Raw genomic sequence first — 26,266 nt, 5'->3', positions numbered from 1 at the left:
CATTATCCGCCATCGCCCGGGGTGGCGGACAGCGCAGCGGCATCGTCGCCGGCGGTGACCACGCGGTCGCGGCCACCGCGCTTGGCCTGGTACATGGCATTGTCGGCACGGCGCAGCAACGCGGTCAGGTCGTCGCCCTGCGCGAGCATCTCCGCCAGGCCGATGCTGACCGTGACCACCAGGCCGTCGTGGCGCAGTTCGGCCGCCTGCCGCGCGATCTTCTCGCGCAACTGCTCCAGCCGCGGCAGCGCCACCTCGGCACGGGTGCCCGGCAGCAGCACCAGGAATTCCTCGCCGCCCATGCGGATCACGTCGTCGCGGTCGCGCACCGCGGCGAGCAGGGCATTGGCCACCGACACCAGCACCGCATCGCCGACCTCGTGGCCGAAGCGGTCGTTGATCTGCTTGAACAGGTCGATGTCGAGGAAGCCGATCGACAGCGGCAGGCCGTCCTTGCGCGCGCGCAGCACGTGTCGCTCGAGCTGGCGCAGGCCGGCGCGGCGGTTGGGCAGCCCGGTCAGCGCATCGGTATCGGCCAGCTGGCGCATCTCGTCGCGCTGCTGGCGCAGGTTGCCGAGGCGGCGGTTGAGGCCATAGGCATACATCATCAGGAACCAGGTCACCGACAGCTGCACGGCCTCGACCCGGAACCGCACCAGTTCGCGGCTGCCGGCGATATCGGCCAGCGCCATCAGCAGCAGCGGCGCCACCGCGGCGATGCCGTCCACCGCCTGGTAGTCGCCACGGCGCAGCGACGCGATGCCGGCCACCAGTGCCAGCACGCAGACCAGGGTGAAGGCATGGTCCAGGGTGGCGGCCACCCAGGCCAGCCCGGCCCATGGCAACAGCGGCGTGACCAGCGCCAGCACCATCAGCAACTGCGCCAGGCGCCGCACCCAGGGGCGCGACCGCGGCCAGGTCTGCAGGCCGCCGCACAGCCGCCACGACACCCAGCCCATCACCCCGATGCCCAGTGCCGAAGCCGACACCATCCACCACGAGGCCAGGCTGCCCACCGGCAGCCAGGGTTCGGGATAGCCGCTCAGCCCGCTGAGCACCGCCTGCCACACCACCAGCAGGGCGGTGGCCAGCGTGTACACCAGGAAATCGCGGTCGCGGGTGGTGAGGAAGCCCATCAGCGCTGACAGCGCCAGGGCGATGGCGATGGCGATGCAGGCGGTGCGTACCAGCAGGCGCATGGTGTCGACCTGCTGCACGGGGCTGGGCGCGCCCAGTTGCAGCGTGGGAATGAAGCGCGCCTTGAGCGGCTTTTCCCAGGCCACACGGATCGGCTCCATGTCACCGGGCTTGGGCACCATCACCATGCCGATGCCGGCGCGGAAGCGCGAGTCGCGGGTGCGTGCGTCCTGCATGTTGCCGCAGATCTGGCGGTCGCCGTGGGAGATCATCACCTCGCCGGCAAACACGTTGAACACGTCCACGGCCTGGGGCGCGCCGGACCAGCCGCCGGCGGGCGCGGGGATCAGGATGCCGTCACCCAGCCGTTCCAGCACCTCGGGCGGACAGGCGCGGATCGGCGCCTGTTCGGCGGTCGGTGCGCCGATCAGCAGGTAGTCCCGGTCGGGTTTCGGGGTCTGGGCGAGGGTGGCCAGCGGCAACAGCAACAGCAGCAGCGGCAGCAGCATCTGCCCCGCCAACCGCCGTGCCTTCGCCCCACGCCCGCCGATCACCATCCCTTCCCCTGCGCACATCCAGATGCGTCCGCAATTATCGCATGCGGGTACTCGGCCCCTGTCACGACAGCGGTGCAGCCGGCAGCGCCGCCCGCAACGGAGCGGACGCGGCCGTCGCCATGGCGCCGGGCCGCATCCGCCGGGACTCAGGCACCGCGCGGACCGCGTGGCTTGAAGCCACCCGGGCGCCCGCCCGGTGCCCGCGGACCGCCGGGACGCCCGGCAGGCCGGGGACCCTTGCCGAAGCGTGGCTTGGACGCCGGCGCGGCGTCCTGCGCTTCGCCCGGCTCAACCCTGCGCATGCGCAGTTGCTGGCCCGACACCCACACCTTCTGCAGGTGCTGCAGGGTATCGGCCGGCATTTCCGCCGGCAGGTCGAGCACCGAGTGGTCGTCGTGGATATCGATGCGGCCGATGTAGCGGCTCTCCAGCCCGGCCTCGTTGGCGATGGCGCCGACGATGTTGGCCGGCTTCACGCCGTGCATGTGGCCGACCTCGATGCGGTAGGTCTCCATGCCGAACTCCGGTGCGCCGCGCGGCGGCATCTCGCGGCGCTGGCGCGGTTCGAAGGTGCCTTCGGCACGCGCCGGGCGCTCGCCGTCATCCGCCTGCGGGGCACGCTCGAAGCGCGGCTCGAACCGCGCCGGGCGCTCGCCACGGTCCTCGCGGTGGCGCGGGAAACCGCCATCGCGCGCCGGACGCTCGTTGCGCGCGGCCGGCGGCTCGCGGCGTTCGCGCACCGGCGGGGCCAGCAGGAACGGGGAATCGCCCTGCAGCAGGCGTGCGAGCGCGGCGGCGATCTCCACCGCCGGCACGTTGTGCTCGTTCTCGTAGCGCTGCACCAGGTCGCGGTAGAAATCGGTGTCGCCATCGGCCAGGGTCTGGCTGATGCGCTCCATGAACTTGGCCACGCGGTGGTCGTTGACCGCGTCCACCGTCGGCAGCTGCATTTCCTCGATCGGCTGGCGGGTGGCGCGCTCTATCTGGCGCAGCATGCCCTTCTCGCGCGGGGTGACGAACAGGATCGCCTCGCCGCTGCGCCCGGCGCGGCCGGTGCGGCCGATGCGGTGCACGTAGCTTTCGGTGTCGTACGGGATGTCGTAGTTCAGCACGTGGCTGATGCGCTCCACGTCCAGGCCGCGCGCGGCCACGTCGGTGGCGACCAGGATGTCCAGCTTGCCTTCCTTCAGCTGGCCGATGGTGCGCTCGCGCTGGGCCTGCTGCATGTCGCCGTTGATGGCCGCGGCGGCCAGGCCGCGCGCCTGCAGCTTCTCGGCCAGTTCCTCGGTGCCGGCCTTGGTACGCGCGAAGACGATCATCGCGTCGAACGGTTCCACTTCCAGGATCCGGGTCAGCGCATCGAGCTTGTGCATGCCGCTCACCCACCAGTAGCGCTGGCGGATGTTGGCCGAGGTGGTGGTCTTGGAGGCGATGGTCACTTCCACCGGGTCGCGCAGGTAGGTCTGCGCGATGCGGCGGATCTGCGACGGCATGGTCGCCGAGAACAGTGCGACCTGGCGGGTTTCCGGCAGCTTCTTGAGCACGGCCTCGACGTCGTCGATGAAGCCCATGCGCAGCATTTCATCGGCCTCGTCCAGCACCAGCGTCTTCAGCTCGGACAGGTCCAGCGTGCCGCGGTCCAGGTGGTCGATGACGCGGCCGGGGGTGCCGACCACGACGTGCACGCCGCGGCGCAGCGCCGACAGCTGCTGGCCATAGGGCTGGCCGCCGTACACCGGCAGCACGCGGAAGCCGGGCATCGACGCCGAATAGGTCTGGAAGGCCTCGGCGACCTGGATGGCCAGTTCGCGGGTCGGGGCCAGCACCAGCACCTGCGGCCTGGTGGCGGAAATGTCGATGTTGGACAGCACCGGCAACGCGAAGGCGCCGGTCTTGCCGGTGCCGGTCTGCGCCTGGCCGAGCACGTCGCGGCCTTGCAGCATCGCCGGGATGGTGGCGGCCTGGATCGGCGACGGCGTCTCGTAGCCGACGGCGGCCACGGCCTTCATCACAGCGTCGGACAGGCCGAGGTCTGCGAACAGCAGCGGCGCGGGGGATTCTTGGGACATGGGAACTCCGGGGGCACCGCGGCGAACGCAGCGGGCAGGAAAATGGGGCGTATTGTGCGCCTTGCGCCGGCCGCTGTCGAAATCCCCCGATGGCATCCGTTCAGCTGCTCCCCACGGCGGCGTCCGGAGGGCCTCCGTCCGCACCCCGCGCCAGCCTGCCCGCCCTCGCCCCCGGCGCCCGCAGCGGGCCGGCATCCGGGCCATCCACTGACCGCGCAGCCGGGGCCGGGTGGGCGCTACCGCCCTGGAGGACCCGCCCCGGACGGCGGCGTATCGCGGGACGGCGTCGATTGCAGCGGTTCGCGGCTGCGGCGGGCGATAATCGCCCTCTTTTCCTGCCGGCCTCCCCATGCAGACCATCGATTTCGAACTGGACCGCGAGTACGTGGAACTCAAGCAGCTGCTCAAGCTGACCGACCTGGTGGCCAGTGGCGGCGAAGCCAAGATGATCATCGGCGAAGGCCAGGTCAGCGTCGACGGCGCGGTCGAGCTGCGCAAGGCCTGCAAGATCCGCGCGGGCCAGCAGGTGGAGCTGGGCGACGTGCTGATCCGGGTGCGCTGACGCCGGCCGCGGGCGCTCAGCCCGCGGCGCGCTGGGTCAGGTGCGCGGCGATCATCTTCCTGAAGGGCGCCACCCCGTGCGCTGCACGCAGCGCGGCGCCGCGCAGCAGCCGCGCCGGCAGGCGGCTGTCGTTGTACAGCGCGGCAATGGCATTGGTCGCCTCGTACAGCGGCCGCGTCGCCAGCCGGTGCGCGCGCTCGTAGCGGGCCAGCACCGCCGATGCGCCGATGTCGCCGCCGCGCGCGGCCGCGGTGGCGACTTCCTTCACCAGCCGCTGCTGGCTCTGCAGCCCGAAATTGAACCCGTGCGCGGTCACCGGGTGCATGCCCACGGCGGCATCGCCGGCCAGCGCATAGCGGTGCCCGGCGAAGCGGTGCGCGTACACGCCCACCAGCGGATAGGCATGGCGCGTGCCGACCGGCCGCATCCGCCCCAGGCGCTGCTCGAAGAAACCGGTGACGGCCTCGCCGAAGGCGGCATCGTCCATCGCCATCAGTTCCTGGATGCCCTGCGGCGGCAGCGTGATCACCGCCGAGCACTGGTCGCCCGGCAGCGGCAGCATGGCCAGGGTGCGGCCGTAGCCGAACCACTCCCACGCGGTGTGCTGGTGCGGCTGCTCGTGGGCAAGCCGGCATACCAGCATCGACTTGCCGAAATCGCGCATCTGCGCGCCGATGCCCATCATCCGCCGGGTCGCCGAGAAGCGGCTGTCGGCGGCGACGACCAGCCGCGCCGAAAGGCGGCGGCCATCGTCCAGCACCACGGTGTTGGCGGCCTCGCCGGTCTCGATCGCGGTCACCCTGGCACCGTCCACCAGCTCCAGCCCGGCCTGCCCCTGCACGGCCTCCCAGGCGGCGCGGCGGATCAGGTGGTTGGGGACCAGCCAGCCCAGCGGATCAGCGTCCTCGTTGTCGGCGGCGAAGCCGAGCGCGAACGGGGAGGCGCCGTTCATGACCTTGGCGCTGCGCAGCGGCGAGACCTGCGCCGGATCGATCCGATCCCACAGTCCCAGCGTGCGCATGATCTGCCGCGACGCATGGGTCAGCGCGATCTCGCGGCCATCGAACGCCGGCTCGGCCAGCGCCGCGGCCGGCTGCAGTTCCACCAGGGTCACCGACAGCCCGGTATCGGCCAGTCCGCGCGCCAGGCACAGTCCGGCCGGGCCCGCGCCCACCACCAGCACATCGACAGCACCCATTCTTCCGCCTCCGCATTCCGTGTCCGGCACAGCCTAGGGCCGGTGGCCGGCAGCGGCCTTGATCCGGATCATGTACGCCGTGGATCGTGCCGCCCCGGTGCGGCTGGCGGCCGGCACCGGGCCGCGGCGCTCACAGGTCGCCGCGGCGCGGCTCCACCCCGGCCGTGGCCGGCGTCACCACCGGCAGCGGCACCGTGTCGGCCGGCATCTCCAGCAGCGCGGTGTCGATCTCCGACAGCGGGCTCTCGTCGGGGCAGGTCTCGTCGGGAAACCCGAAATGCTCCTTCAGCGCCTGCCCGCAGGTGGTCACCGCGTCCAGTTCGGCGCCCTCGAGCTTGCACTGGCGGTCGAAGGCGATCAGGAACGCATCCTTGCGGCGCACGAAGTCGTCGCCGCACTTGCGCATCTGCTTGATCCGCTCCAGGTCGTCCTGCACCGCATTGGTGCCGTCCAGGCCGTACTGCTTGAGCTCCTCGCTGGTCAGCAGGCGCAGGCTGCGGTTGGGCACGGTCATCATCAGGTCGGCCACGCCCACCGCCACGCCGTTGCGCTGCAGGTAGTCCTTCACGTTGTCGTAGACCTCGTGCAGTTCCTTGTTCAGCTCGGCGCGCGAGGTGGCGGTGGAGCTGATGCGCATCATCCGGTGGATGCCGACCTTGCCGGAGATCAGCCGGTTGTCGCCGGCAGCCAGCACGAACACGCAGGCACTGTGGCAGATGGAGCCTTCGCGCACCCAGATCGTCCAGCCGGACTCGCCGATGCTGTCGCCGGCAACGATCGCCGCTTCCACCTGGCCGCCGCTGGAGTCCAAGTCGAGCACGCGCTTGCCGATCTTCTTCGCATCGGCCACCACCGCCAGGCGCGAGACCATCGCGGCGAAGGACGGGTTGATCTTGCCGGCATAACGCACCCGGACCAGGCCGCGCTCGCGGCACGGCTCCAGCGCGGCATCCAGGGTCTTGCGGTCCAGCGCCTCAAGCGCGGCGCCATCGCCGGCCTCACCGGCATAGTCGGTGTCGCAGCTGACCCAGGCCTTGCCGTTCTCCAGCGTCACCTCGGGCCAGGCCTTGTCGCGCGCCGGCTTCACCGGCGGCGGCGGCGGCGGCGCATCGGCCGCGTTGATCGACACCATGTGGTCACCATCGGCAGCCAGCGCCGCGGCCGGATCGGCGGCCGCCACCGGCCTGCCCTTGTCGGCGGGGCTGCAGGCGAGCAGCCCGGCACACAGCAACGGCGACCACCAGAATCTGCGCAACATGGACAACGATCGGATCCGTGCAAGGGCGCGGCGCGCCGGGGGGACAACAGTCTAGTCCGCATTGGCGCCAGCGCCGCAATGCGCCCTGAACCGGGCGGCCCGCACAGGCATTGATGTCCGGAAATGGCCAGTACACGACTGCCGCCGGCCCTAGACTGGCGCCATGAACAATCCCGCGCTGCCCAGCCACGAACAATGCGAGCAGGCCCGCCTGGCCCGCGACGCACGCTTCGACGGGCTGTTCTTCACCGCTGTGCGCAGTACCGGCATCTACTGCCGGCCGGTGTGCCCGGCGCCGCCACCGCGCCGCGACAACGTCAGCTACTACCCCACGGCCGCGGCCGCGGCGGCGGCCGGTTATCGCCCCTGCCTGCGCTGCCGGCCGGAACTGTCGCCGGACGACGCCAATTACATGCAGGACCACACCCTGCACCGGGCGCTGGCACTGCTGGACGAAGGCATCCTGCAGGACCAGCCGGCCGCCGCGCTGGCCGGGGCCATGGAGCTGAGCGCGCGCCAGCTGCAGCGGCTGTTCGTCGCCCGGCTCGGTGCCACCCCGGCGCAGCTGCACGCCACCCGCCGCCTGCTGCTGGCCAAGCAGTTGCTGACCGAAACCCACCTGCCGGTGACCGAGGTGGCACTGGCCGCCGGCTTCAACAGCCTGCGCCGCTTCAACGATGCGTTCCTGGCCGGCTGCGGCATGCCGCCAAGCGCGCTGCGCAAGCGCCACGGCACGGTAGCCGGTGGCGAGCCCGTGCTGCGGCTGGCCTACCGCCCACCGCTGGATTTCCCGGCGATGCTCGGCTTCCTGCGCAAGCGCGCGATTCCCGGCATCGAGCGCATCGACGCCGACAGCTACCAGCGGGTGATCGTCACCGATGGCCGCGCCAGCCTGATCCGGGTCAGCGCCGACCCGAAACGCCCCGAACTGCGGCTGCAGCTGGGCACCACCGACGCACGCGCGATCCCGGCGATCGTGGCCAAGGTGCGGCGCGTGTTCGACCTGGACGCCGACCTGGCCACCGTGCATGCCTGCCTGGGGCACGAGCCGCTGCTGGCGCGGGGCATCGCCCGGCGCCCGGGCCTGCGCATCCCAGGCGGCTGGGACGGCTTCGAGGTCGCCGCGCGTGCGGTGCTGGGGCAGCAGGTCAGCGTCGCCGCGGCCACCACCCTGGCGCGGCGGCTGGTGGATCGCTTCGGACAATCGCTGGCGGACCAGCCCGACGGCCTGGACCGGCAGTTCCCCAGCCCCGACGTACTGGCCGAGGCGCCGCTGGAGAGCATCGGCCTGCCGCGCACCCGCGCAGCCACCCTGCGCGCGGTGGCCCGGGCGTGCAGCGAAGGCCGGCTGCAGTTCAGCCGCGCCCAGACCCTTGAACAGTTCGTCCACCAGGCCACCGCCCTGCCCGGCATCGGCCCGTGGACGGCGCACTACATGGCCTTGCGCGCACTGGGCATGCCCGACGCCTTCCCCGCCGGCGACCTGGTCCTGCAGCAGGTGCTGGGCGAAGGCCAACGGCTGGGCGAGCGCGCCACCGAGGCCCGCTCCCAGGCATGGCGCCCCTGGCGCGCCTACGCCGTCCTGCACCTCTGGCACATGGCCGCCGACCGCAACGAGGAACCCGCGAAATGACCCTGTTCTACGACCGTTTCGACAGCCCCATCGGCCCGCTCACGATCGCCGCCGACAGCGCCGGGCTGCGCCACGTCCTGTTCGCCAGCAACCGCCACGACGCCAAGGGCCGCGAGCAGTGGCAGCACGCGCCCGACGCGGTCGCCGAACCGCGCCGGCAACTGCTGGACTACCTGCACGGCAGGCGCCGCGGGTTCGAGCTGGCGCTGGCACCGGTCGGCACCGAGTTCCAGTTGCAGGTCTGGCACGCACTGGCCGAGATCCCGTTCGGCGGCACCTGGAGTTATCGCCAGCTGGCCCAGCGCATCGGCCGCCCCACCGCGACCCGCGCGGTGGGCGCGGCCAATGGCCGCAACCCGCTGCCCATCGTGCTGCCCTGCCACCGGGTGATCGGCAACGATGGCTCGCTGACCGGCTTCGGCGGCGGCCTGCCCACCAAGGCCGCGCTGCTGCGGCTGGAAGGCGCGCTGCCCGACACGGCTGCGGCGCCTTCGCTGTTCGACTGAAACCACGGCACCGGGCATGCCCCGGTGTATGCCTGCTGTCATCGTGCCGGGACTATCATGGGCGCATGATTCGGTTCCGCACTTCCCTCGCGCTGCTCAGCGCCAGCCTGCTTGCCGCCTGCGCCTCGACCGGCCCGGCCCCATCCGTCGCCACCGCCACCACGGCGCCGCCCACCGTCCTGCTGCTGTCCATCGACGGCCTGCGCGCGGACATGGTCGATCGTGGCCACAGCCCCAACCTGGCCCGGCTCGCACGCGAAGGCGTGCGCTCGGTCGGCATGTCGCCGTCCTATCCATCGCTGACCTTCCCCAATCACTACACCCTGGTCACCGGCCTGCGCCCGGACCACCACGGCATCATCCACAACAGCATGCGCGCCGAGGATCTGGGCGATTTCCGCCTGGACAACCGCGACGCGGTGACCAACCCGGCCTGGTGGGGCGGCGAGCCGATCTGGGTCGGGGTGGAGAAGGCCGGCTACAAGAGCGCGACCTGGTCATGGCCCGGCAGCGAGGCCGCCATCCAGGGCGTGCACGCCAACCAGTGGCACGCCTACGACGAAAGCGTGCCGCTGCCCGAGCGCATGCAACTGGTGCTGTCGTGGCTGCAGGGCGCGCCCGACGGCCACAAGCCGCGCCTGGTCGCCGCCTACATGGAGCAGGTCGACAAGGCCGGGCACAACCACGGCCCGGACTCGCCGGAGTACGCGGCCGCGGTGCGGCAGGTGGACGCCGCCATCGGCCAGCTGCTGGACGGCATGCGCCGCGACGGCCTGCTCGACCAGACCAACGTGATCGTCGTGTCCGACCATGGCATGGCAAATGTTCCGGACGGACAGGTGATCGCTACCGAGGACATGGTCGCGCCGGAGATCGCGCGCGAGGTGTCGGTCGGCCAGTCGGTTGGCTTCACGCCGCAGCCGGGGCGCGAACGCGAAGCGGAAAAGGCCCTGCTGGGTGCCCACCCGCACTATGACTGCTGGAAGAAGGAACACCTGCCGGCACGCTGGCACTACGGCACCCACCCGCGCATTCCGCCCATCGTCTGCCAGATGCATGAGGGCTGGGATGCACTGACCCGCAAGAGCATCGCCAGGCGCCCGCCCGGCAGCCGCGGCTCGCACGGCTATGACCCGGCGCTGCCGTCGATGCAGGCGGTATTCGTCGCCCGTGGCCCGTCGTTCCGGCAGGGGCTGCTGCTGCCGCGGTTCGACAACGTCGATGTCTACCCGCTGCTGGCGCGGTTGACCGGCATCACCGCGGCGCCGAACGACGGCGATCCGCAGGCGCTGCAGCAGGCGCTGCGTCACCCCGAGTAAACCAGTGCGGCGCGCGCCCCCGAAGAAGCGAGGGGGCGCGGGTGGAAGACACGCCCGGCGGCTGCACTTGGCACCCATCTGCATGTGGCTGCGCGGCGGTGCGGGTCCACCGCAGCACCGCGGCCAGGCCTGAGCGCGGGTACAGGCCTGCGGGCGAGCCGGGGATTCGCATGCCGCCGATTCCAGAGGTTGGCGCGGAGATCAGCCGGCCGGCATCGGGGGAAAGCGCTTCAGGCCGGCAGACCTGATCCGCTGCAAAGGCGCTTCCACGGTGTAGTAGAGGATCATTCCGGCGATGATCGAGGCGAGGATGCACGCGATGAAAGCGGATACCGAATCACCCGCCATGGCCGACACCCTGGACATCACCAGCCAGTGGATGAGGTAGATCGAGAAACTGCATTCACCGATACGGTCGAAAACCCTCCGCCCAAGCCCCGCTCCGGAAAGCCGGTCCGCGCAGAAGAACAGGAATACCCCCCAGATCAGGGAAATGAACACGAACTTGTCCCGCAGCCACGGGCCATAAGGCATCCCAAACAGGATGTTCCTGGTAACAGGCATGGCAAGCACGAGCAAGGCCACCGTCAACAGAACGACCAGCTGCACGCGACGCAACGAAGGCTGCTCGTCGCTTTGCGCATAGAGAACCGCACAGGCCACGCCAATGACGAAGCTGGCGACATACCAGCGCATCTGGATGCTGTTCTCGGGCGTCATCCAGAACGGATACAGGGCCTGGCAGACCAGGATGACCAGGCCGCACGCCAGCACCTGCCAGGCGACGCCAAGCCTGCCTGCGTAGCCGACCACCAGGACGATGACCGGCAGGAGGAAGTAAAACTTGAACTCCACCGGGATCGTCCAGAGGTGCGCGTACCCCTTGCGCATCAGTGCCGCATCGAACAGGTCGGCTGCGGAATCGATGCCGGCGCTACCGGCAAAGAAGTAGATGCACACCGCAAGCCAGTACATCGGGACGATTCTGGCGAAGCGGCCGATCCCGTACTCGACCATGGACCTGCGGCTGATTCCGGAAGCATTGATCTTGAGGGTCAGCAGAAAAGCGCTCAGGACGAAGAACAGCCATACGCCGATCTTGGCAAGGGGGCCGACGAAGGGCGTAAGCGCCTTCAGGCTGAAGCCCGCCGCATGCCCCACGAGGACCATGAAGCATGCCATCCCTCTTATCGCCTTTACCGCGGACAGCCCTCTTGTCATCCCCACCCAGCCCCCGGAAGCAGGCGCATTTATACCATGCCCCTTTTTTTGCAGCCGTTTTCGCCCGCAAGGAGGTTCAAGCGCACTCGCGTGGCGGGCTGTGCGCCCGTGACGGCATGCCTTCACCGCGTGCGTGCTGGCTCGACATGGCCCGGCAGCACTCAACCCGGCACGACACCGCGGGCGCCTCCAGGACACGCCAGGGGACCATGCTGTGCGCCAATGACCGGGCCCGGCGCAGGCGCCTGCTTCACGCGCGGCATTCCCTGGACTGCCCTTCCGCCATGCAATGCGCACGGACAAAAAAAAGCGGCGCAAGCGCCGCTTTTTCGCTGATGCCAGCCCGGGATCAACCGGCCTTGGCCACCGTCTTCTTGGCCACGGCCTTCTTGGCCGGGGCCTTGGCGACAGTCTTCTTGGCGACCGGCGCAGCTGCGCCCACGGCCACCTTGCTCACCGAATGCGAGCGCGCGTTGCCGTAGCTGGCGTTGTAGCGCTTGCCCTTGGCGGTCTTACGGTCACCCTTACCCATGTCGTCAACTCCTTAGTGTGAAATCAGATTGCCCCGTACTGACACGGGTTCGGCGAGGCCGCTGTAGCAGCGCCCCCGCGCGTGAAGTGGAAGCCTAACATGCGCCCCTCAATGCGCGCAGCTGGCGTCGTGCACGTGGCGGTGGTTGAGGCGCAGGTTCATCAGATGGGCCAGGCCCACCAGCGCACCGCCCAGGGTCATCACCACCGCATGCGGTACGCGCGAGTGGTGCAGTTCGGCATTCAGCAACCCGGCCCACAGCAGCACCAGCCCCGGGACCAGCAGCGCCAGCGCGCGCAGCGCGCGGTGGCGGCGGTAGCCCCAGAGCAGGCTGAAAAGGCCAAGGAAGGTCACGAACACCACCACCGCCTGCTCGACCCCATCGCTCAGCCAGAACGACAGCCCCAGCGACGGCGCCAGCGCTAGCAGGGCCGGCAGCGCCGCACAGTGGACCGCGCACAGCAGCGAACCGGCGGCACCGAAGCGGTCGAGGAACTGGCGGGACGATTTCGGTGGCATGACTTCCAGCAGGGGCGGCGGCGCGTTATGGAATAATATAACATTATGCGCCAGCCCGTTTGAGCCCCCCTGTTTCTCTCCGCCCGTCCCGGCCGTCCCACGCCCCCCAATTGATACAAAGTAACAACACCATGACCCGACCCCTGCCTTCCCGCCGCTTTCCGCATCTCGCCCGCCACGCCCTGTCCGTGGCGCTTGTCGCTGCCCTTCCGGCCGCCGCCCAGGCCGCCGACGATACCGATGGGCAGAGCCACCACCTGACCGAGCTGTCCACGGTCAAGGTCACCGCCTCGCCGCTGCAGAGCGATGCCGAATCGCTCGCCCGCCCGGTCGCCGTACTGACCGGCGAGGAACTGGATGCACGCAAGGGCGCCACCCTGGGCGACACCATCGCGCGCATGCCCGGCGTGCAGACCAGCAGTTTCGGCCCCGGCGTGGGCCGGCCGATCATCCGCGGGCAGGAAGGCCCGCGGGTGGCGGTGGTCGCCAACGGCGTCGGCAACATGGACGCATCCACCGTCAGTGCCGACCACGCCACCAGCATCGAGCCGTTCCTGGCCGACCAGATCGAGGTGCTGAAGGGCCCGGCGACCCTGCTGTTCGGCAGCGGCGCCATCGGTGGCGCGGTCAACGTGGTCGACGGCCGCATCGCCCGCGACCTGCCCGGGCGCCCGCTCAGCGGCCGCGCCGAACTGCGCGGCAACAGCGTCAACAACGAGCGCAGCGGCATGTTCCGGCTCGACGGCGTCAGCGGCGACAAGCTGGTGCTGCACGTCGACGGGCTGGTGCGCAACGGCGATGACTTCCGCATTCCCGGCCGGGCGATCGACCCGGCCGCGCTGGACGACGACCATGACGACCATGCCGATCACGGCGACGAACTGGGCCCGCGCGGCCGCCTGGAGAACAGCGCCATGCGCACCCGCGCCGGCGGCGTCGGCGCCACCTGGCTGGGCGAGTCCGGCTTCCTCGGCGCCTCGCTGGGCACCTACCGCAGCAACTACGGCATTCCCAACGGCGCCCATGTCCACGCCGGCGACGATCACGACCACGACCATGACCATGACGACCACGCCGACGAGGACCCCGGCGAACACGACGTGCGCATCGACATGGTGCAGAACCGCTTCGACCTGAAGGGCGGGCTGTACGACCCGCTGCCGTTCCTGCAGAGCCTCACCGTCCGCGCCGCCTGGACCGACTACGAGCACACCGAGCTGGAAGCCGGCACACCGTCCACGCGCTTCACCAACAAGGGCGTGGAGGGTCGCGTGGAAGCGGTGCAGCAGCCGCTCGCTGGCTGGAACGGTGCCTTCGGCCTGCAGTTCGGCGACAGCGACTTCGGCGCGCAGGGCGAGGAAGCCTTCGTCCCCGGCACCAGCACCCGCACCCTGGGCCTGTTCGTGCTGCAGGAAAAGCAGTTCGGCCCGCTCAAGCTGGAACTGGGCGGCCGCCACGACCGGGTCAGGCTGAGCCCCGAGGGCGCCTCGCACGACCGCGACTTCGGCGCCACCAACCTGTCGGCCGCCGGCATCTGGACGGTCAACGACCACTTCGACCTGCGCTTCGGCGTGGACCGCTCCGAGCGCGCGCCCACCAACGAGGAGCTGTATGCGGCCGGCGCGCACATCGCCACCCGTTCGCTGGAGATCGGCGACGCCGGCCTGGACACCGAACGCGGCCACCGCATGGAACTGGGCCTGCACGCGCACAGTGACCGCATCGACGTCTCGGCCTCGATCTACCAGACCAGGTTCAAGGACTTCATCTACCTGGCCGACACCGGCGTGGTGGAACAGGGGTTGCCGGTGCGGGTCTGGACCCAGCATGACGCCACCTTCAAGGGCGCCGAGGCCGAGGCCATGTTCCACTTGGTCGAAGGCGACAGCGGCGACTGGGACCTGCGCGTGTTCGGCGATTACGTCAAGGCCGAGCTGGACGGCAACGGCAGCCGCCGCGCCGAGATCGCCGTGCCGCATGGCGACCACAGCCACGACTACAGCGTGGACCTGGCCAACGGCGGCTACCTGCCGCGGATCGCGCCGGCGCGACTGGGCGCCGACCTGCGCTGGGCACGCGACGGCTGGCGCGCTTCGCTGGGCGCGGTCCGCTACGCCAGCCAGCGCGACGTCGCGCCGAACGAGGCACCCAGCGCCGGCTACACCCTGGTCGATGCGCACCTGGCGTACCGCTGGGACCGCAACGGCAGCAACAGCTACGAGGTGTTCCTGGATGGCAGCAACCTGGGCAACCGCCAGGCGCGTCCGCACACCTCGCTGCTGCGCGACTACGCACCGCTGCCCGGCCGCGGCGTCGCCTTCGGCATCCGCGCCTGGTTCTGAGCGCGCGCCGCAGCGCCACTGCATGAGGAAGGGGCCGCAAGGCCCCTTCCGCTTTTCCGGCGCCCGGCAACACCCCCCGGCGCACGAATGAATGGCCGCTTTTCCGGACACTGCATTTCACGCCGCGCTCATTGCAAGCGGACATTTTTGTCCGGATCATGTGCGCATGACCTCGATCCGTTCCGATGCCGCCGCGCGTCGCGCCCAGCTGTTGGACGCCGCCGACGCCGTGTTCGGCGAACACGGCATCACCGCGCCGCTGGACCTGGTGGTGGAACGCGCCGGCGTCGGCCGCGCCACCCTGTACCGCAACTTCCCCGACCGCGCCGCGCTGATCGAGGCGATGCTGCAGCGCACGCTGGAAAAGATCCAGGCGCACGTGGCCGAACTGGGCGAGCGCGACGATGCCCTGTTCGAACTGCTCGACGGCATGGCCAGGCGCATCGTGCATTCGCCGGCGCTGGCCGACTACTGGCGCGCCGTGGACCAGAACGACCCGCCGATCCGTGCCGCCCGCCTGCGCGTGCTGAAGCTGATGGAACCGGCGCTGCAGCGAGCCCGTGCCGCCGGGCTGTGCCGCCCCGACCTGGAGCTGGCCGACCTGTCGCTGGTATCGAGCATGCTTGGCGCCGCGCTGCGCGGGCGCACCCGCGCCGAACGCGCCCGCCTCGCCACCCGCGCGCTGCAGCTGCTGCGCCCCGGACTGGCCGCGACCGAGGGCGCCGGCGGATGAAACCGCTCAAGCCGATCCCGGACTGGGAGGAACACGAAAAACCCACCCTGCCCGGCTCCGCGTCGATGCCCTGGCATCCGCCGCACCGGCGCGCGGCCTACGCCGCGGTGGCGGTACTGGTGGCGATCACCGGCGGGCTGGGAAATGCACTGCTCAGCGCCAACCTGCCGTGGATCCAGGGGCAGATGGGCCTGCAGCCGGGCGAGGCCAACTGGCTGGCGGCCGCCTACGTGATGGTCAATGTCACCGCCAACCTGCTGGTGTTCAAGTTCCGCCAGGAATACGGCATCCGCCTGTTCGCCGAGCTGGGACTGGGCATCTACGCCGCGCTGGCGGTGCTGCACCTGGCCGTGGGCGGGCTGGCGACGACGCTCCTGGTGCGCGCGGCCAGCGGTTTCGCCGGCGCCGCCTGCACCACCCTGGGCACGCTGTACATGCTGCAGGCGCTGCCGCGCCGCTACGTGGGCAACCTGCTGGTGGTCGGCATGAGCCTGTCGCAGCTGGCGGTGCCGCTGGCGTGGCTGGTCTCGCCGGGCCTGCTCGACCACGGCCAATGGCACAACCTGTACCTGTTCGAGGCCGGGCTGGCGCTGTGCGCGTTCGCCGCGGTGGTGATCCTCAAGCTGCCGCCGGGCATCCAGATCAAGGTGTTCGAGCCGCTGGACTTCGTCACCTTCGCCATCCTCGCACCGGCGCTGGCGATGCTGGTCATCGTGCTCAGCCAGGGCTACCTGCACTGGTGGTTCGACACGCCATGGCTGGGCGCGCTGCTGGCCGCGGCGACGGTGCTGGTGCTGGCGGCGTTCCTGATCGAACACTACCGCCGCAACCCGCTGCTGCAGATCCGCTGGCTGATGGGACCGACGATGCTGCGCTTCATCGCCGGCGCGTTCCTGATCCGCTTCCTGACCAACGAGCAGTCCTACGGCATGGTCACGATGATGCGCACGCTGGGCATGGGCCCGGAGCAGATGGCGCCACTGTTCGCGGTGATCCTGCTCGGCGTGCTGGTCGGCATCGCCGCCGGTGCGCTGACCTTCGGGCCGAAGGCACTGATCCCGCAACTGCTGGCTTCGATCATCCTGCTCGGCAGCGCGGCCTTCCTCGACCAGCACCGCACCAGCCTGGACCGGCCGATGGATTTCGCGCTGAGCCAGTTCCTGGCCGCGGTGGGCAGCGGCATGTTCATGGGCCCGCTGATGCTGATGGGCATCCGCCAGGCCATGGCCCGCGGCCTGGACCACATCGTGTCCTTCATCGTGGTGCTGTCGCTGACCCAGACCTTCGGCGGCCTGGCCGGCTCGGCCCTGCTGGGCAGCTACCAGCTGCACCGCGAACACGTGTATTCCAGCCAGTTGGCCAGCCAGCTGGATCCGGCCGATGCGGTCGTCGCCCAGCGCCTGCAGGCGCTGCAGCACGGCTATGCCTGTGTCATCACCGACCCGGCGCAACGCCAGGCGCAGGCGGCCGCGACGCTGGCCCAGGCCGCGCGGCGCGAGGCCAACGTGCGCGCGTTCAACGACGTGTTCGCGCTGAGCGGCTGGCTGGCGATCGGCTTCCTCGGCTGGCTGCTGCTGGAAGTGCTGTTCCGCAACCCCACCGTAAGAAAAGCAATGCGGCCGGCCATGGCCGCGATGCTGCAGACGAAGCGACCAACATGAGCAACACACAGGAAAACCCCGGCAGCGGCAACGCGCAGATCACCGACGCCAGCGATGGCGAAGCCGCCGCGGCATCGGCATCGGCGCCGATATCCAAATACAACACCCCCAGCCGCACCAGCGTGGTGGTGATGGTGGCCATCGCCCTGGTCGGGCTGACCCTGATCCTGCGCGCCTGGCAGCTATGGCCGTTCACCAGCGACCACGTGCATACCGACGACGCCTACGTGCGCGGGCAGGTGACGGTGCTGGCGCCACAGGTCAGCGGCTATGTCACCGAGGTGCTGGCCAGGGACTTCGACCGCGTCAAGCGCGGCCAGCCGTTGCTGCGCATCGACGACCGCAGCTACCGGCAGAAGGTCGACCAGGCCGAGGCGGCGCTGGCCGAGGCACGCGCGCAACTGGCCAACTCCGTCCAGAGCCAGGCGCAGAACCGCGCGCAGATCGCTTCGGCGCAGGCCAACCTGGCGGCCGGCCAGGCCGAACGGCAGCGCACCGGTACAGAGCTGCAGCGCTACGAGGCCCTGGCCGCACAACAGCTGGTATCCAGCAGCGACCGCGACAAGCTGCGCGCCAGCGCGCAGGCGGCAAGCGCCGGCGTGGCGCAGTCGCAGGCGGCCATCCGCATCGCCCAGGAAAACCTCACCGCCACGCGCGTCGCGCGGCAGGGGCTGGAGGCCAGGGTCGCCAGTGCACGGGCGGCGCTGGAGCTGGCGCGGATCGACCTGGACAACACCGTGGTCCGTGCCCCGCGCGATGGCCAGCTGTCCGAGGCCTCGGTCCGGCTGGGCCAGTACGTCACCGCCGGCACCCAGTTGCTGTTCCTGGTACCGGACGCCCCCTGGGTGGTGGCCAACTTCAAGGAGGGCCAGACTTGGAAGATGGCCACCGGCCAGCCGGCGACCTTCAGCGTCGATGCGTTCCAGGGCCAGCAACTGCGCGGCCATGTCGAGCAGATCGCCCCGGCCACCGGCTCGGAGTTCGCGGTGCTCAAGCCGGACAACGCCAGCGGCAACTTCACCAAGGTCGTGCAGCGACTGCCGGTGCGCATCGCCATCGACGCCGGCCAGCCACTGGCCGCACGCCTGCGCCCGGGCATGTCGGTGGTGGTGGACGTGGATACGGCCGCCGCGCCCGGCATGGGCAGCGGCAGGCCCTGACGCCCGCGCGGCAACGCCGCGCTCACCTTGCGCTGGCACGCCACGCGCTAAGCTCCGCGCATCGTCCGTGGCTATGGAGCGCACCCATGAAACTGCTGTTGGCCCTGCCGATCCTGGCGGCATTGCATGGCACCGCCGTTGCGGCGGACACGCTGTACTCGGGCGGACCGATCGTCACCCTCGATGACCGGCAGCCGCAGGCCGAGGCGGTGGTGGTGCGCGACGGCGACATCGCCTTCGTCGGCTCGCGCAAGGCCGCGCGCGCCTTCAGCCCGCACGCGCGCCAGGTGGACCTGCACGGCCATACCCTGGTCCCGGGCTTCATCGACGGCCACGGGCATGTGTCCGGCGTCGGCCTGCAGGCGCTGTCGGCCAACCTGCTGCCCGCGCCCGACGGCGAAGGCAATTCGATCCCCGCGCTGCAGCGGATCATGCGCGGCTACCGTGCCGCCGACACCGTGCCCGGCGGCCGCCCGATACTGATCGGCTTCGGTTACGACGACTCGCAGCTGGCGGAAAAGCGCCACCCGACGCGCACCGAACTGGATGCCATCGCCACCGACATCCCGGTGATCCTGATGCACCAGTCCGGGCACCTGGGGGCCTACAACAGCAAGGCGCTGGAGCAGGCCGGCATCACCGCCGACACTCCCGACCCCGCCGGCGGGGTGATCCGCCGCGAGCCCGGCAGCCGCGTTCCCGACGGCGTGCTCGAGGAGAGCGCGCACAGCCTGGCCCTGGCCAGGCTGATGCCCACGCTCAGCCTGGAACAGGCCATGGCGATGTTCGAGGCCGGCCAGGCGCTGTACATGAAGTACGGCTACACCACCGCACAGGACGGCAAGACCGATGCCGGCACCCTGGCGATGCTGCCGCTGGCCGGCAAGGCCGGCAGGCTCAAGATCGACGTCGTCGCCTACCCCGACATCCACGTGGCCCTGGACAGCCCGGCCATGCGCGGCCCGTACTACGGCCCCGACTACATCGACCATTTCCGCATCGGCGGGGTCAAGATCAGCCTGGATGGCTCGCCGCAGGGCAAGACCGCCTGGCTGAGCCAGCCGTACTACAAGGTGCCCGCGGGCGAGAAAGCCGATTACGCCGGCTACCCCGCCTACACCGACGCGCAGGCGAACGAGCTGATCGGCAAGGCCTGGGACCATGGCTGGCAGGTGCTGGCGCATGCCAACGGCGATGCCGCCATCGACCAGTTCATCCACGCCGTGGCCGCGGCCGAAGCCGCGCACCCGGGCAGGCAGCTGATGCCGGTGCTGATCCACGGCCAGACCCTGCGCCGCGACCAGGTGGGCGAACTGCGCCGGCTCGGCATCTTCCCCTCGCTGTTCCCCATGCACACCTATTACTGGGGCGACTGGCACCGCGATTCGGTGCTCGGTCCGGAACGCGCCGAGAACATCTCGCCCACGCGCTGGGTACTGGATGCGGGCATGGTGTTCACCTCGCACCACGATGCGCCGGTGGTGTTCCCCGATGCGATGCGGGTGCTGGACGCCACGGTCAACCGCACCACCCGCAGCGGGCGCGTGCTCGGCCCGGAACAGCGGGTGACGCCGGAGCAGGCGCTCAAATCCATCACCCTGTGGGCTGCGCGGCAGTACGCCGAGCAGGACCGCAAGGGGTCGATCGAAACCGGCAAGCGCGCCGACCTGGTGGTGCTCTCGGACAATCCGCTGACCATCGCGCCGGCCCGGCTTCACACCATCAAGGTGCTGCAGACGATCAAGGACGGCGAGGTCGTCTACGCTGCGGAGCAAGCGGGGAAATAAGGCGCGGGACGGGCTCCCGCGGCTGCCACGCGCTCAGCCCGCGCAGTCGGCGCACAACCCGTGCACTTCCAGGGTCTGCGCCTGCGGCTTGAAGCCCAGTTCGCGGGCGCGGTTTTCGAGCTGGCGGACGATGTCGCGGTCCTCCAGCTCGACCGCGCTGTGGCAGCGGTCGCAGATCAGGAACGGCACCGAATGCTGGTTGCTGCTGGGATGGTGGCAGGCGACGAAGGAGTTGACCGAGGACAGCTTGTGGACGAAGCCGTTGGCCATCAGGAAATCCAGCGCGCGGTACACGGTGGGCGGGGCATCGGCGCCCACGCCCTTGCCCTCGCGCACCCAGTCCAGCAGTTCGTAGGCCTTGACCGGCTTGCCGGCTTCGGCGATCAGCCGCAGCACGTTGGCGCGGATCGGCGTGAGCCGCAGTCCGCGCTCGCGGCACACCCGTTCGACCACCGCGATGAAGTCCGCCGCGTCGTCGACGTGGTGGTGGGGGGCGGTACAGCTGTGCTCGTGTCCGGTCATGTCTGCCTCGGCGGGATCAACCCTTCGGGACCTTGATGAGTGCGGCGTCGATGCGTTTCAAGGCTTCGTCGCGGCCGGCTAGGTACACCGTGTGCGAGATGTCAGGGCTGACCTGGGTGCCGGTGATGGCCACGCGCAGCGGCTGGGCGACCTTGCCCATGCCGGTCTCCAGCGCCGCGGCGGTGTCGTGCAGGGCCACGCCGACGCTCTCGGCGGTCCACTGCGGCAGCGCCGCCAGCAGCTCGCGCGCCTTGCCCAGCGCCAGTTCGGCGCCGGCCTTGAAGTGCTTGGCCACGGCCGCCTCGTCGTACTCGGTCAGCGGCTGGTACCAGACCACGGCCTTGTCGGCCATTTCCTTCAGCGTCTGCACGCGCTCGCGCAGGGCGATGACCACGTCCACCGGCGCCGGGCCGGCGGCCAGGTCCAGGCCCAGCTTTTCCAGCTGGTAGACCAGGTGCGGCACGATGCGCTCCGGCGCCTCGGTCTTGAGGAAGTGCTGGTTGACCCAGCCGAGCTTGGCCATGTCCAGGCGCGAGGCCTTGGAGTTGCAGTTCTTCACGTCGAACAGGTCGATCAGCTCCTGGCGGCTGAACAGTTCCTGGTCACCATGCGACCAGCCCAGGCGCGCCAGGTAGCTCAGCAGCGCATCGGGCAGGTAACCGGCGTCCTTGTACTGCATCACGTCGGCAGCGCCGGTGCGCTTGGACAGCTTGGCGCCCTGCTCGTCGAGGATCATCGGCATGTGCCCGAACTTCGGCACCGGCGCGCCGATGGCCTCGTACAGGTTGATCTGACGCGGGGTGTTGTTGATGTGGTCGTCGCCGCGGATGACCTCGGTGATGCCCATGTCCCAGTCGTCCACCACCACCGCGAAGTTGTAGGTGGGGTAGCCGTCCGGACGGAAGATCACCATGTCGTCCAGTTCGCTGTTGGCGATCTCGATGCGGCCCTTGATCAGGTCGTCGAACACCACGCTGCCGTCGAGCGGGTTCTTGAAGCGGATCACGCGGTTCGGGTCGTCCTTGAACGGCAGGCCCAGGTCGCGCGCGGCGCCGTTGTAGCGCGGCTTCTCCTGCCGGGCCATCGCGGCCTCGCGCATGGCATCGAGCTCTTCCCGGGTCTCGTAGGCGTAGTAGGCCTTGCCGGCGGCGATCAGCTGCTCGGCCACTTCCTTGTAGCGGGCCACGCGGTCGGTCTGGTAGACCGGGCCTTCGTCATAGTCCAGGCCCAGCCAGTCCATCGCTTCCAGGATCGCGTCGATCGCCGCCTGGGTGCTGCGTTCGCGGTCGGTGTCCTCGATGCGCAGCACGAATTCGCCGCCGCGGTGGCGGGCCTCCAGCCAGCAGTACAGCGCGGTACGGGCGCCACCGATGTGCAGGTAGCCGGTGGGACTGGGAGCGAAGCGGGTGCGGACGGTCATGAGGAGCGGGAAAGTGGGAATCGGCGCATTTTACCGCGAAGGCGCATCAAGCCCCGCTCCCACCGCGGCCAGGCCATTGCGGACGCGCGGCAACCCACCCGATCGCCCCGGGCGCGGGTGCGCTGGCCGGCACGCCCGGGTCGTTGCGGCCGGGCGGCTCAGGGCTTGCGCACCACCAGTTCGCCCTGCACCTCGGTGCCATCGGACAGGACCAGCGACAGCGGCACGCGCTGGCCCTCGCGCAACGGGCCGGTGCCGTCCATCAGCATCAGGTGCAGGCCGCCGGGCTTGAGCTCCACGTCCTTGCCCGCCGCGACCGGCAGGCGTTCGATCGCGCGCATGCGGCTGACGCCATCGACCAGCGTGGTCTCGTGCAGGGACACGTCCTTGAACGCCGGGCTGCGCACCGCGGTCACCGCCACGTCCGCCTTGCAGGCGTTGTCGATGCGACCGAAGCCTCCGGCCATGTGCGCCATCGCCGGGAAGCGGATCCAGCCGCCGTCCAGGCGCACGCACGGGGATGGCGCGGCCTGCGCCACGGCGCTGGCGGCGACGCCCGCGACCGCCAACAGTACGCACGCGAATGGTTTGGTTATCATCGGACCATCGACTCCCTGCCGTAATTCGAGGCCGCAGCATGACAACGCTCATCGACACGATCAACCACGGCCCCGTCCGCGAACTGCGGCTGGCACGGCCGCCGGTCAACGCGCTGGATACCGAGCTGTGCCGCGCGCTCATCGCGGCGATGAACCAGGCCATGGCCGAGGACGTGCAGGGCGTGGTGCTGTCCGGCAGCGAGCGCGTCTTCACCGGCGGCATGGACGTGCCCTACCTGCTGCGCCATGGCGAGGACCGGCAGCGGCTGATGGACAGCTGGCAGGCGTTCTTCGGCGCCGCGCGCACGCTGGCCGACAGCCGCATCCCGGTGGTGGCCGCGTTGACCGGGCACTCCCCGGCCGGCGGCTGCGTGCTGGCACTGTGCTGCGACTACCGGGTGATGGCGCGCAGCGCCGACCCGGCCAAGCCGTACCTGATCGGCCTGAACGAGGTGCAGGTGGGACTGGTCGCGCCGGAAGGCATCCAGCGGCTGATGCGGCGCGTGGTCGGTGCGCACCGGGCCGGGGTGCTGCTGGCGGGCGGGCAACTGGTCAGCGCCGAGCGCGCGCTGGAAATCGGGCTGGTGGACGAACTGGCCGACGGCGCCGATGCCGTGGTCGCGCGTGCGCTGGGCTGGCTGCAGGCGCAGCTGAAGCTGCCGCGGCAGCCGATGCTGCAGACCCGCGCCATCGCCCGCACCGACCTGCACGAGGCGATGCAGCCGCAGCACATCCAGCTGGAACGCTTCGTCGAGGCCTGGTACTCGGCCGATGCCCAGGCGGCGCTGCAGGCATTGGCGGCGAAGCTGGGCAAGGCCTGAGGCCATGCCCGGCGACCCCGTGGCCACCGGGCCCCGGCCGCTATAATCGCCGCCTGTCGAAACCCAGGCCCGCCGTCTTGCTCCCCAACGCCGACCCCGTGGTACCCGAACTCATCGACCTGCTGTCGCTGGAGCGGCTGGAGGACAACCTGTTCCGGGGCCAGAGCCGCGACATCGGCACCAAGTACGTGTTCGGCGGGCAGGTGCTGGGGCAGGCGCTGGCCGCCGCCCAGGCCACCATCGACAACGGCCGCCACGTGCATTCGCTGCACGCCTATTTCCTGCGCGCCGGCAACATCGACCACCCGATCATCTACGACGTCGACCGTACCCGCGACGGCGGCAGCTTCTCGGTGCGGCGGGTTACCGCGATCCAGCACGGCAAGGTGATCTTCTTCTGCGCGGCGTCGTTCCAGCAGGCCGAGCGCGGCGCCGAGCACCAGCACAAGATGCCCGAGGTGCCGCAGCCCGAAGACATCGAGCCCAACCGCCCGCTGCCGCCGGAAGTGCTGGAGCGGCTGCCGGTGAAGGTGCAGCGCTGGCTCTCGCGCGGCGGCCCGTTCGAGTTCCGCCATGTCTACCCGCGCGACGAACTCAATCCACCCAAGCGCCCGCCGTACCACCAGGTGTGGATGCGCCTGAACGAACGTGTCGGCGACGCGCCGGAACTGCACCAGGCGCTGCTGGCCTACGCCTCGGATTTCCACCTGCTGGGCACCGCGACCTTCCCGCACGGCATCAGCTACTACCAGCCGCACGTGCAGATGGCCTCGCTCGACCATGCCATCTGGTTCCACCGCCCGTTCCGGGTGGACGACTGGCTGCTGTACTCGCTCGACAGCCCCAGCGCGCAGGATGCGCGCGGCCTGGCGCGGGGCCAGTTCTTCACCCGCCAGGGCGTGCTGGTGGCCAGCACCGCGCAGGAAGGGCTGATCCGGGTCGCGCCGGCGGCCGGCGAAGGCGGCGGGGAGTAAGCATGCGCAAGATTTTCTCAAGCCAGCGCGTGGAAAACGCCGAAGGCGTGGCCAACCTGCTGCGCGAGGCCGGCATCGAGGTCCGCCTCACCAACGGCCGCTCGTACCACAGCAAGCGCCGCGGCCAGTTCAGTTACCTGGACAGGAAGGACGACAGCCAGCTGCCCACGGTGTGGGTGGTGCGCGCCGACGACCAGCCACGCGCCCGCGAAATCCTGCGCGACGCCCGCCTGCTCGATACCACCCGCCGTGACCATCCGGTCGCCGATTACGCGTTCCGCGACACACCGGCACAGTCCGGCGGCCGCGGCTGGGCCTGGCGCATACGCATCGCCCTGCTGGTGGTGATCGCCGGCGTGGCCCTGGTGATCATGCTGCGCCACCGCGCCACACCGCCGCCTGCACCGGCGCCCGCGCCGCAGGTGCAGCCTGCCCGGGACAGCGAGGACGGCTTCCGCGTGCGCATCCAGCCCAGCCAGCCGGCACCGGCCACGCCGGTACCACCGCCGCCGAAACCCTGACCGGCAAGCGGGCAGTCACATCGGCCGGCGGGCTCCGTCCTGTGCTGCAGACCACCGGGAGCCGCCCATGACCGCTGCCACGCTCGAATCCCTGCTGCACCGCGAACTGCCCGCCGCCCGCGGCGGCTGCACCCAGTCCTACGGGCGCATCGTGGTGGCCTGCCAGAACACGGTGACCGCCATCGCCCTGGCCATCACCCGCGACGTGCAGGCCAGCGAGGACATCGCCCAGGAAGCCTTCATCAAGGCCTGGCAGCAGCTCAACCAGCTCAACAACCCCTCCAGTTTCCTGCCCTGGCTGCGGCAGATCACCCGCAACCTCGCCCGCGACTGGCTGCGCGCCAACCGCAACCGCCCGCTCAGCGGCCAGGCGGCCGAGATCGCCATCGGCATGGCCGCCGACCCCAGCCCCGATGCCGCCGAGACCATGGCGCGGGTGGAGGAAGAGCTGGTCGCCGAGGAGATCATTTCCGCCCTGCCCGAGGACAGCCGCGAGGCACTGCTGCTGTTCTACCGCGAGGGCCAGAGTTCGCAACAGGTCGCCGCGCTGCTGGGGTTGAGCGACGCGGCGGTGCGCAAGCGCCTGTCGCGCGCGCGCGCCACCGTGCGCGAGGAGATGCTGCGCCGCTTCGGCGAGTTCGCGCGCAGCAGCGCACCGGGCACCGCGTTCGCCGCCACCATCGGCTCGCTGCTGATGGTGGCCGCGCCCGGCACCGCCAGTGCCGTGGTGATCGGCAGCAGCGCCGGCCTGGCCGGCGCGGGCAAACTCGGCGCCGGTGGCATGGGCGCAAGCGCCGTGGGTGGCGGTGCGGCGGGCGGTTCCGTCGGCATGCTGGCCAACACGCTCATGGCCGATGGCTTCAACTTCGGCCTGGCCCTGGGCGCCACCATCGGTGGCACCGCGGCCGCCTGGCTGGGCGGGTTGTACCTGCTGCACTACGCCGAATCGGCCGCCGAGCGCGCACAGGTACAGCGCTTCATGCGCCTGCACACCGCCACCGCCGCCCTGTTCTGCGGGAGCACGCTGCTGGTGGTGGTGCTGCACCTGGGGCTGGTGGTGTCGCTGGCGGCGCTGCTGGTGGGCATGTGCGCGATCAACTACCAGTACCTGGTCACGCTGCCGCGGATCATGGGCCCGATGCTTGCCCGCGATGCCGCCCGCCACGGCCGCAGCGGCCCCACCCGCCTGTACAACCAGTCCCTTATCCCCATCTG

At 70.4% G+C, this 26,266-nt stretch carries 23 protein-coding genes; 13 read left to right on the top strand and 10 right to left on the bottom strand.

Annotation, left to right across the window (positions count from 1 at the left end):
* Nucleotides 1–2 precede the first annotated feature (2 nt).
* Together ABB33_RS05605 and ABB33_RS05600 are read right to left on the bottom strand one after the other, a co-directional pair.
* Nucleotides 3–1,646, bottom strand: coding sequence for a GGDEF domain-containing protein (locus tag ABB33_RS05605; protein WP_082595005.1), 1,644 nt, complete (start codon nucleotides 1,644–1,646; stop codon nucleotides 3–5).
* 194 nt (nucleotides 1,647–1,840) lie between these two features.
* Nucleotides 1,841–3,763, bottom strand: coding sequence for a DEAD/DEAH box helicase (locus ABB33_RS05600; protein ID WP_056931439.1), 1,923 nt, complete (start codon nucleotides 3,761–3,763; stop codon nucleotides 1,841–1,843).
* Nucleotides 3,764–4,112: 349 nt separating this feature from the next.
* On the opposite strand from ABB33_RS05600, the gene ABB33_RS05595 reads away from it, so the two are divergent.
* Nucleotides 4,113–4,325, top strand: a complete 213-nt coding sequence (locus ABB33_RS05595) for an RNA-binding S4 domain-containing protein (protein WP_054666903.1) — start codon at nucleotides 4,113–4,115, stop codon at nucleotides 4,323–4,325.
* Between the two features lie 16 nt (nucleotides 4,326–4,341).
* On the opposite strand, the gene ubiM is transcribed toward ABB33_RS05595, so the two are convergent.
* Together ubiM and ABB33_RS05585 are read right to left on the bottom strand one after the other, a co-directional pair.
* Nucleotides 4,342–5,523 (bottom strand): 5-demethoxyubiquinol-8 5-hydroxylase UbiM, encoded by a 1,182-nt coding sequence (ubiM, locus tag ABB33_RS05590; RefSeq protein WP_056931438.1) that lies wholly within the window; start codon nucleotides 5,521–5,523, stop codon nucleotides 4,342–4,344.
* A gap of 130 nt (nucleotides 5,524–5,653) precedes the next feature.
* Nucleotides 5,654–6,781 carry a COG3904 family protein gene (locus ABB33_RS05585; protein WP_056931437.1) on the bottom strand — a complete coding sequence of 376 codons (1,128 nt, stop codon included), beginning with the start codon at nucleotides 6,779–6,781 and terminating at the stop codon, nucleotides 5,654–5,656.
* A gap of 163 nt (nucleotides 6,782–6,944) precedes the next feature.
* Here ABB33_RS05585 and ABB33_RS05580 point away from each other — a divergent pair, with 163 nt between their 5' ends.
* The 3 genes from ABB33_RS05580 (at nucleotide 6,945) to ABB33_RS05570 (ending at nucleotide 10,239) form a co-directional block, all read left to right on the top strand.
* Nucleotides 6,945–8,414 carry a DNA-3-methyladenine glycosylase 2 gene (locus ABB33_RS05580; RefSeq protein WP_056931436.1) on the top strand — a complete coding sequence of 490 codons (1,470 nt, stop codon included), beginning with the start codon at nucleotides 6,945–6,947 and terminating at the stop codon, nucleotides 8,412–8,414.
* Nucleotides 8,411–8,920 carry a methylated-DNA--[protein]-cysteine S-methyltransferase gene (locus ABB33_RS05575; RefSeq protein ID WP_056931435.1) on the top strand — a complete coding sequence of 170 codons (510 nt, stop codon included), beginning with the start codon at nucleotides 8,411–8,413 and terminating at the stop codon, nucleotides 8,918–8,920. Before ABB33_RS05580 ends, ABB33_RS05575 begins: the two co-directional genes overlap by 4 nt.
* A gap of 65 nt (nucleotides 8,921–8,985) precedes the next feature.
* Nucleotides 8,986–10,239, top strand: a complete 1,254-nt coding sequence (locus tag ABB33_RS05570; RefSeq protein WP_056931434.1) for an alkaline phosphatase family protein — start codon at nucleotides 8,986–8,988, stop codon at nucleotides 10,237–10,239.
* 201 nt (nucleotides 10,240–10,440) lie between these two features.
* On the opposite strand, the gene ABB33_RS05565 is transcribed toward ABB33_RS05570, so the two are convergent.
* The 3 genes from ABB33_RS05565 to ABB33_RS05555 form a co-directional block, all read right to left on the bottom strand.
* Nucleotides 10,441–11,460, bottom strand: a complete 1,020-nt coding sequence (locus tag ABB33_RS05565; RefSeq protein ID WP_082595000.1) for an acyltransferase family protein — start codon at nucleotides 11,458–11,460, stop codon at nucleotides 10,441–10,443.
* Nucleotides 11,461–11,809: 349 nt separating this feature from the next.
* Nucleotides 11,810–11,992 carry a 30S ribosomal protein THX gene (locus tag ABB33_RS05560; protein ID WP_054666917.1) on the bottom strand — a complete coding sequence of 61 codons (183 nt, stop codon included), beginning with the start codon at nucleotides 11,990–11,992 and terminating at the stop codon, nucleotides 11,810–11,812.
* 108 nt (nucleotides 11,993–12,100) lie between these two features.
* Entirely contained in the window at nucleotides 12,101–12,511 is a 411-nt protein-coding gene (locus ABB33_RS05555) for a MerC domain-containing protein (protein ID WP_054666918.1), read from the bottom strand.
* A 131-nt stretch (nucleotides 12,512–12,642) separates the two neighbouring features.
* On the opposite strand from ABB33_RS05555, the gene ABB33_RS05550 reads away from it, so the two are divergent.
* The 5 genes from ABB33_RS05550 (at nucleotide 12,643) to ABB33_RS05530 (ending at nucleotide 20,194) form a co-directional block, all read left to right on the top strand.
* Nucleotides 12,643–14,853 (top strand): TonB-dependent receptor, encoded by a 2,211-nt coding sequence (locus ABB33_RS05550; protein ID WP_056931432.1) that lies wholly within the window; start codon nucleotides 12,643–12,645, stop codon nucleotides 14,851–14,853.
* Between the two features lie 166 nt (nucleotides 14,854–15,019).
* Nucleotides 15,020–15,586 carry a TetR/AcrR family transcriptional regulator gene (locus ABB33_RS05545; RefSeq protein ID WP_056931431.1) on the top strand — a complete coding sequence of 189 codons (567 nt, stop codon included), beginning with the start codon at nucleotides 15,020–15,022 and terminating at the stop codon, nucleotides 15,584–15,586.
* On the top strand, nucleotides 15,583–17,247 hold the full coding sequence (locus ABB33_RS05540) for an MFS transporter (protein ID WP_056931430.1): 1,665 nt from the start codon (nucleotides 15,583–15,585) through the stop codon (nucleotides 17,245–17,247). The genes ABB33_RS05545 and ABB33_RS05540 overlap by 4 nt, the downstream gene beginning before the upstream one ends.
* Entirely contained in the window at nucleotides 17,244–18,407 is a 1,164-nt protein-coding gene (locus tag ABB33_RS05535) for an HlyD family secretion protein (protein ID WP_152984977.1), read from the top strand. The genes ABB33_RS05540 and ABB33_RS05535 overlap by 4 nt, the downstream gene beginning before the upstream one ends.
* An 86-nt stretch (nucleotides 18,408–18,493) precedes the next feature.
* Nucleotides 18,494–20,194 carry an amidohydrolase gene (locus tag ABB33_RS05530; protein WP_056931429.1) on the top strand — a complete coding sequence of 567 codons (1,701 nt, stop codon included), beginning with the start codon at nucleotides 18,494–18,496 and terminating at the stop codon, nucleotides 20,192–20,194.
* 33 nt (nucleotides 20,195–20,227) lie between these two features.
* Here ABB33_RS05530 and ABB33_RS05525 read toward each other — a convergent pair whose 3' ends face one another.
* The 3 genes from ABB33_RS05525 to ABB33_RS05515 all read right to left on the bottom strand — a co-directional run bounded on the left by ABB33_RS05525 (nucleotide 20,228) and on the right by ABB33_RS05515 (nucleotide 22,735).
* On the bottom strand, nucleotides 20,228–20,716 hold the full coding sequence (locus ABB33_RS05525; RefSeq protein WP_056931428.1) for a transcriptional repressor: 489 nt from the start codon (nucleotides 20,714–20,716) through the stop codon (nucleotides 20,228–20,230).
* A 16-nt stretch (nucleotides 20,717–20,732) separates the two neighbouring features.
* Nucleotides 20,733–22,136 carry a glutamate--tRNA ligase gene (gltX, locus tag ABB33_RS05520; RefSeq protein WP_056931427.1) on the bottom strand — a complete coding sequence of 468 codons (1,404 nt, stop codon included), beginning with the start codon at nucleotides 22,134–22,136 and terminating at the stop codon, nucleotides 20,733–20,735.
* 158 nt (nucleotides 22,137–22,294) lie between these two features.
* Nucleotides 22,295–22,735: a copper chaperone PCu(A)C gene (locus ABB33_RS05515; protein WP_054666930.1), complete on the bottom strand. Its 441-nt coding sequence runs from the start codon at nucleotides 22,733–22,735 to the stop codon at nucleotides 22,295–22,297.
* Between the two features lie 38 nt (nucleotides 22,736–22,773).
* Here ABB33_RS05515 and ABB33_RS05510 point away from each other — a divergent pair, with 38 nt between their 5' ends.
* The 4 genes from ABB33_RS05510 to ABB33_RS05495 all read left to right on the top strand — a co-directional run.
* Nucleotides 22,774–23,556, top strand: a complete 783-nt coding sequence (locus ABB33_RS05510; RefSeq protein ID WP_056931426.1) for an enoyl-CoA hydratase/isomerase family protein — start codon at nucleotides 22,774–22,776, stop codon at nucleotides 23,554–23,556.
* A 77-nt stretch (nucleotides 23,557–23,633) separates the two neighbouring features.
* Nucleotides 23,634–24,530, top strand: coding sequence for an acyl-CoA thioesterase II (tesB, locus tag ABB33_RS05505; RefSeq protein ID WP_054666933.1), 897 nt, complete (start codon nucleotides 23,634–23,636; stop codon nucleotides 24,528–24,530).
* Between the two features lie 2 nt (nucleotides 24,531–24,532).
* On the top strand, nucleotides 24,533–25,051 hold the full coding sequence (locus ABB33_RS05500) for a putative signal transducing protein (RefSeq protein WP_056931425.1): 519 nt from the start codon (nucleotides 24,533–24,535) through the stop codon (nucleotides 25,049–25,051).
* A 67-nt stretch (nucleotides 25,052–25,118) separates the two neighbouring features.
* The coding region (locus ABB33_RS05495) for an RNA polymerase sigma factor (protein ID WP_056931424.1) at nucleotides 25,119–26,266 on the top strand (1,148 nt) is incomplete at its 3' end.

It is taken from the genome of Stenotrophomonas acidaminiphila (assembly GCF_001431595.1).
GTDB classification, from domain to species: domain Bacteria; phylum Pseudomonadota; class Gammaproteobacteria; order Xanthomonadales; family Xanthomonadaceae; genus Stenotrophomonas; species Stenotrophomonas acidaminiphila.
The sequence above is the reverse complement of the archived record's forward strand: the minus strand, read 5'-3'. Positions and strand labels throughout refer to the sequence as shown.

What these genes read in the sequence shown, in the direction of transcription:
- ABB33_RS05605 (WP_082595005.1), bottom strand. Translation starts at nt 1,646, where the DNA reads ATGCTGCTGCCGCTGCTGCTGTTGCTGTTGCCGCTGGCCACCCTCGCC.
- ABB33_RS05600 (WP_056931439.1), bottom strand. Translation starts at nt 3,763, where the DNA reads ATGTCCCAAGAATCCCCCGCGCCGCTGCTGTTCGCAGACCTCGGCCTG.
- ABB33_RS05595 (WP_054666903.1), top strand. Translation starts at nt 4,113, where the DNA reads ATGCAGACCATCGATTTCGAACTGGACCGCGAGTACGTGGAACTCAAG.
- ubiM (WP_056931438.1), bottom strand. Translation starts at nt 5,523, where the DNA reads ATGGGTGCTGTCGATGTGCTGGTGGTGGGCGCGGGCCCGGCCGGACTG.
- ABB33_RS05585 (WP_056931437.1), bottom strand. Translation starts at nt 6,781, where the DNA reads ATGTTGCGCAGATTCTGGTGGTCGCCGTTGCTGTGTGCCGGGCTGCTC.
- ABB33_RS05580 (WP_056931436.1), top strand. Translation starts at nt 6,945, where the DNA reads ATGAACAATCCCGCGCTGCCCAGCCACGAACAATGCGAGCAGGCCCGC.
- ABB33_RS05575 (WP_056931435.1), top strand. Translation starts at nt 8,411, where the DNA reads ATGACCCTGTTCTACGACCGTTTCGACAGCCCCATCGGCCCGCTCACG.
- ABB33_RS05570 (WP_056931434.1), top strand. Translation starts at nt 8,986, where the DNA reads ATGATTCGGTTCCGCACTTCCCTCGCGCTGCTCAGCGCCAGCCTGCTT.
- ABB33_RS05565 (WP_082595000.1), bottom strand. Translation starts at nt 11,460, where the DNA reads ATGACAAGAGGGCTGTCCGCGGTAAAGGCGATAAGAGGGATGGCATGC.
- ABB33_RS05560 (WP_054666917.1), bottom strand. Translation starts at nt 11,992, where the DNA reads ATGGGTAAGGGTGACCGTAAGACCGCCAAGGGCAAGCGCTACAACGCC.
- ABB33_RS05555 (WP_054666918.1), bottom strand. Translation starts at nt 12,511, where the DNA reads ATGCCACCGAAATCGTCCCGCCAGTTCCTCGACCGCTTCGGTGCCGCC.
- ABB33_RS05550 (WP_056931432.1), top strand. Translation starts at nt 12,643, where the DNA reads ATGACCCGACCCCTGCCTTCCCGCCGCTTTCCGCATCTCGCCCGCCAC.
- ABB33_RS05545 (WP_056931431.1), top strand. Translation starts at nt 15,020, where the DNA reads ATGACCTCGATCCGTTCCGATGCCGCCGCGCGTCGCGCCCAGCTGTTG.
- ABB33_RS05540 (WP_056931430.1), top strand. Translation starts at nt 15,583, where the DNA reads ATGAAACCGCTCAAGCCGATCCCGGACTGGGAGGAACACGAAAAACCC.
- ABB33_RS05535 (WP_152984977.1), top strand. Translation starts at nt 17,244, where the DNA reads ATGAGCAACACACAGGAAAACCCCGGCAGCGGCAACGCGCAGATCACC.
- ABB33_RS05530 (WP_056931429.1), top strand. Translation starts at nt 18,494, where the DNA reads ATGAAACTGCTGTTGGCCCTGCCGATCCTGGCGGCATTGCATGGCACC.
- ABB33_RS05525 (WP_056931428.1), bottom strand. Translation starts at nt 20,716, where the DNA reads ATGACCGGACACGAGCACAGCTGTACCGCCCCCCACCACCACGTCGAC.
- gltX (WP_056931427.1), bottom strand. Translation starts at nt 22,136, where the DNA reads ATGACCGTCCGCACCCGCTTCGCTCCCAGTCCCACCGGCTACCTGCAC.
- ABB33_RS05515 (WP_054666930.1), bottom strand. Translation starts at nt 22,735, where the DNA reads ATGATAACCAAACCATTCGCGTGCGTACTGTTGGCGGTCGCGGGCGTC.
- ABB33_RS05510 (WP_056931426.1), top strand. Translation starts at nt 22,774, where the DNA reads ATGACAACGCTCATCGACACGATCAACCACGGCCCCGTCCGCGAACTG.
- ABB33_RS05500 (WP_056931425.1), top strand. Translation starts at nt 24,533, where the DNA reads ATGCGCAAGATTTTCTCAAGCCAGCGCGTGGAAAACGCCGAAGGCGTG.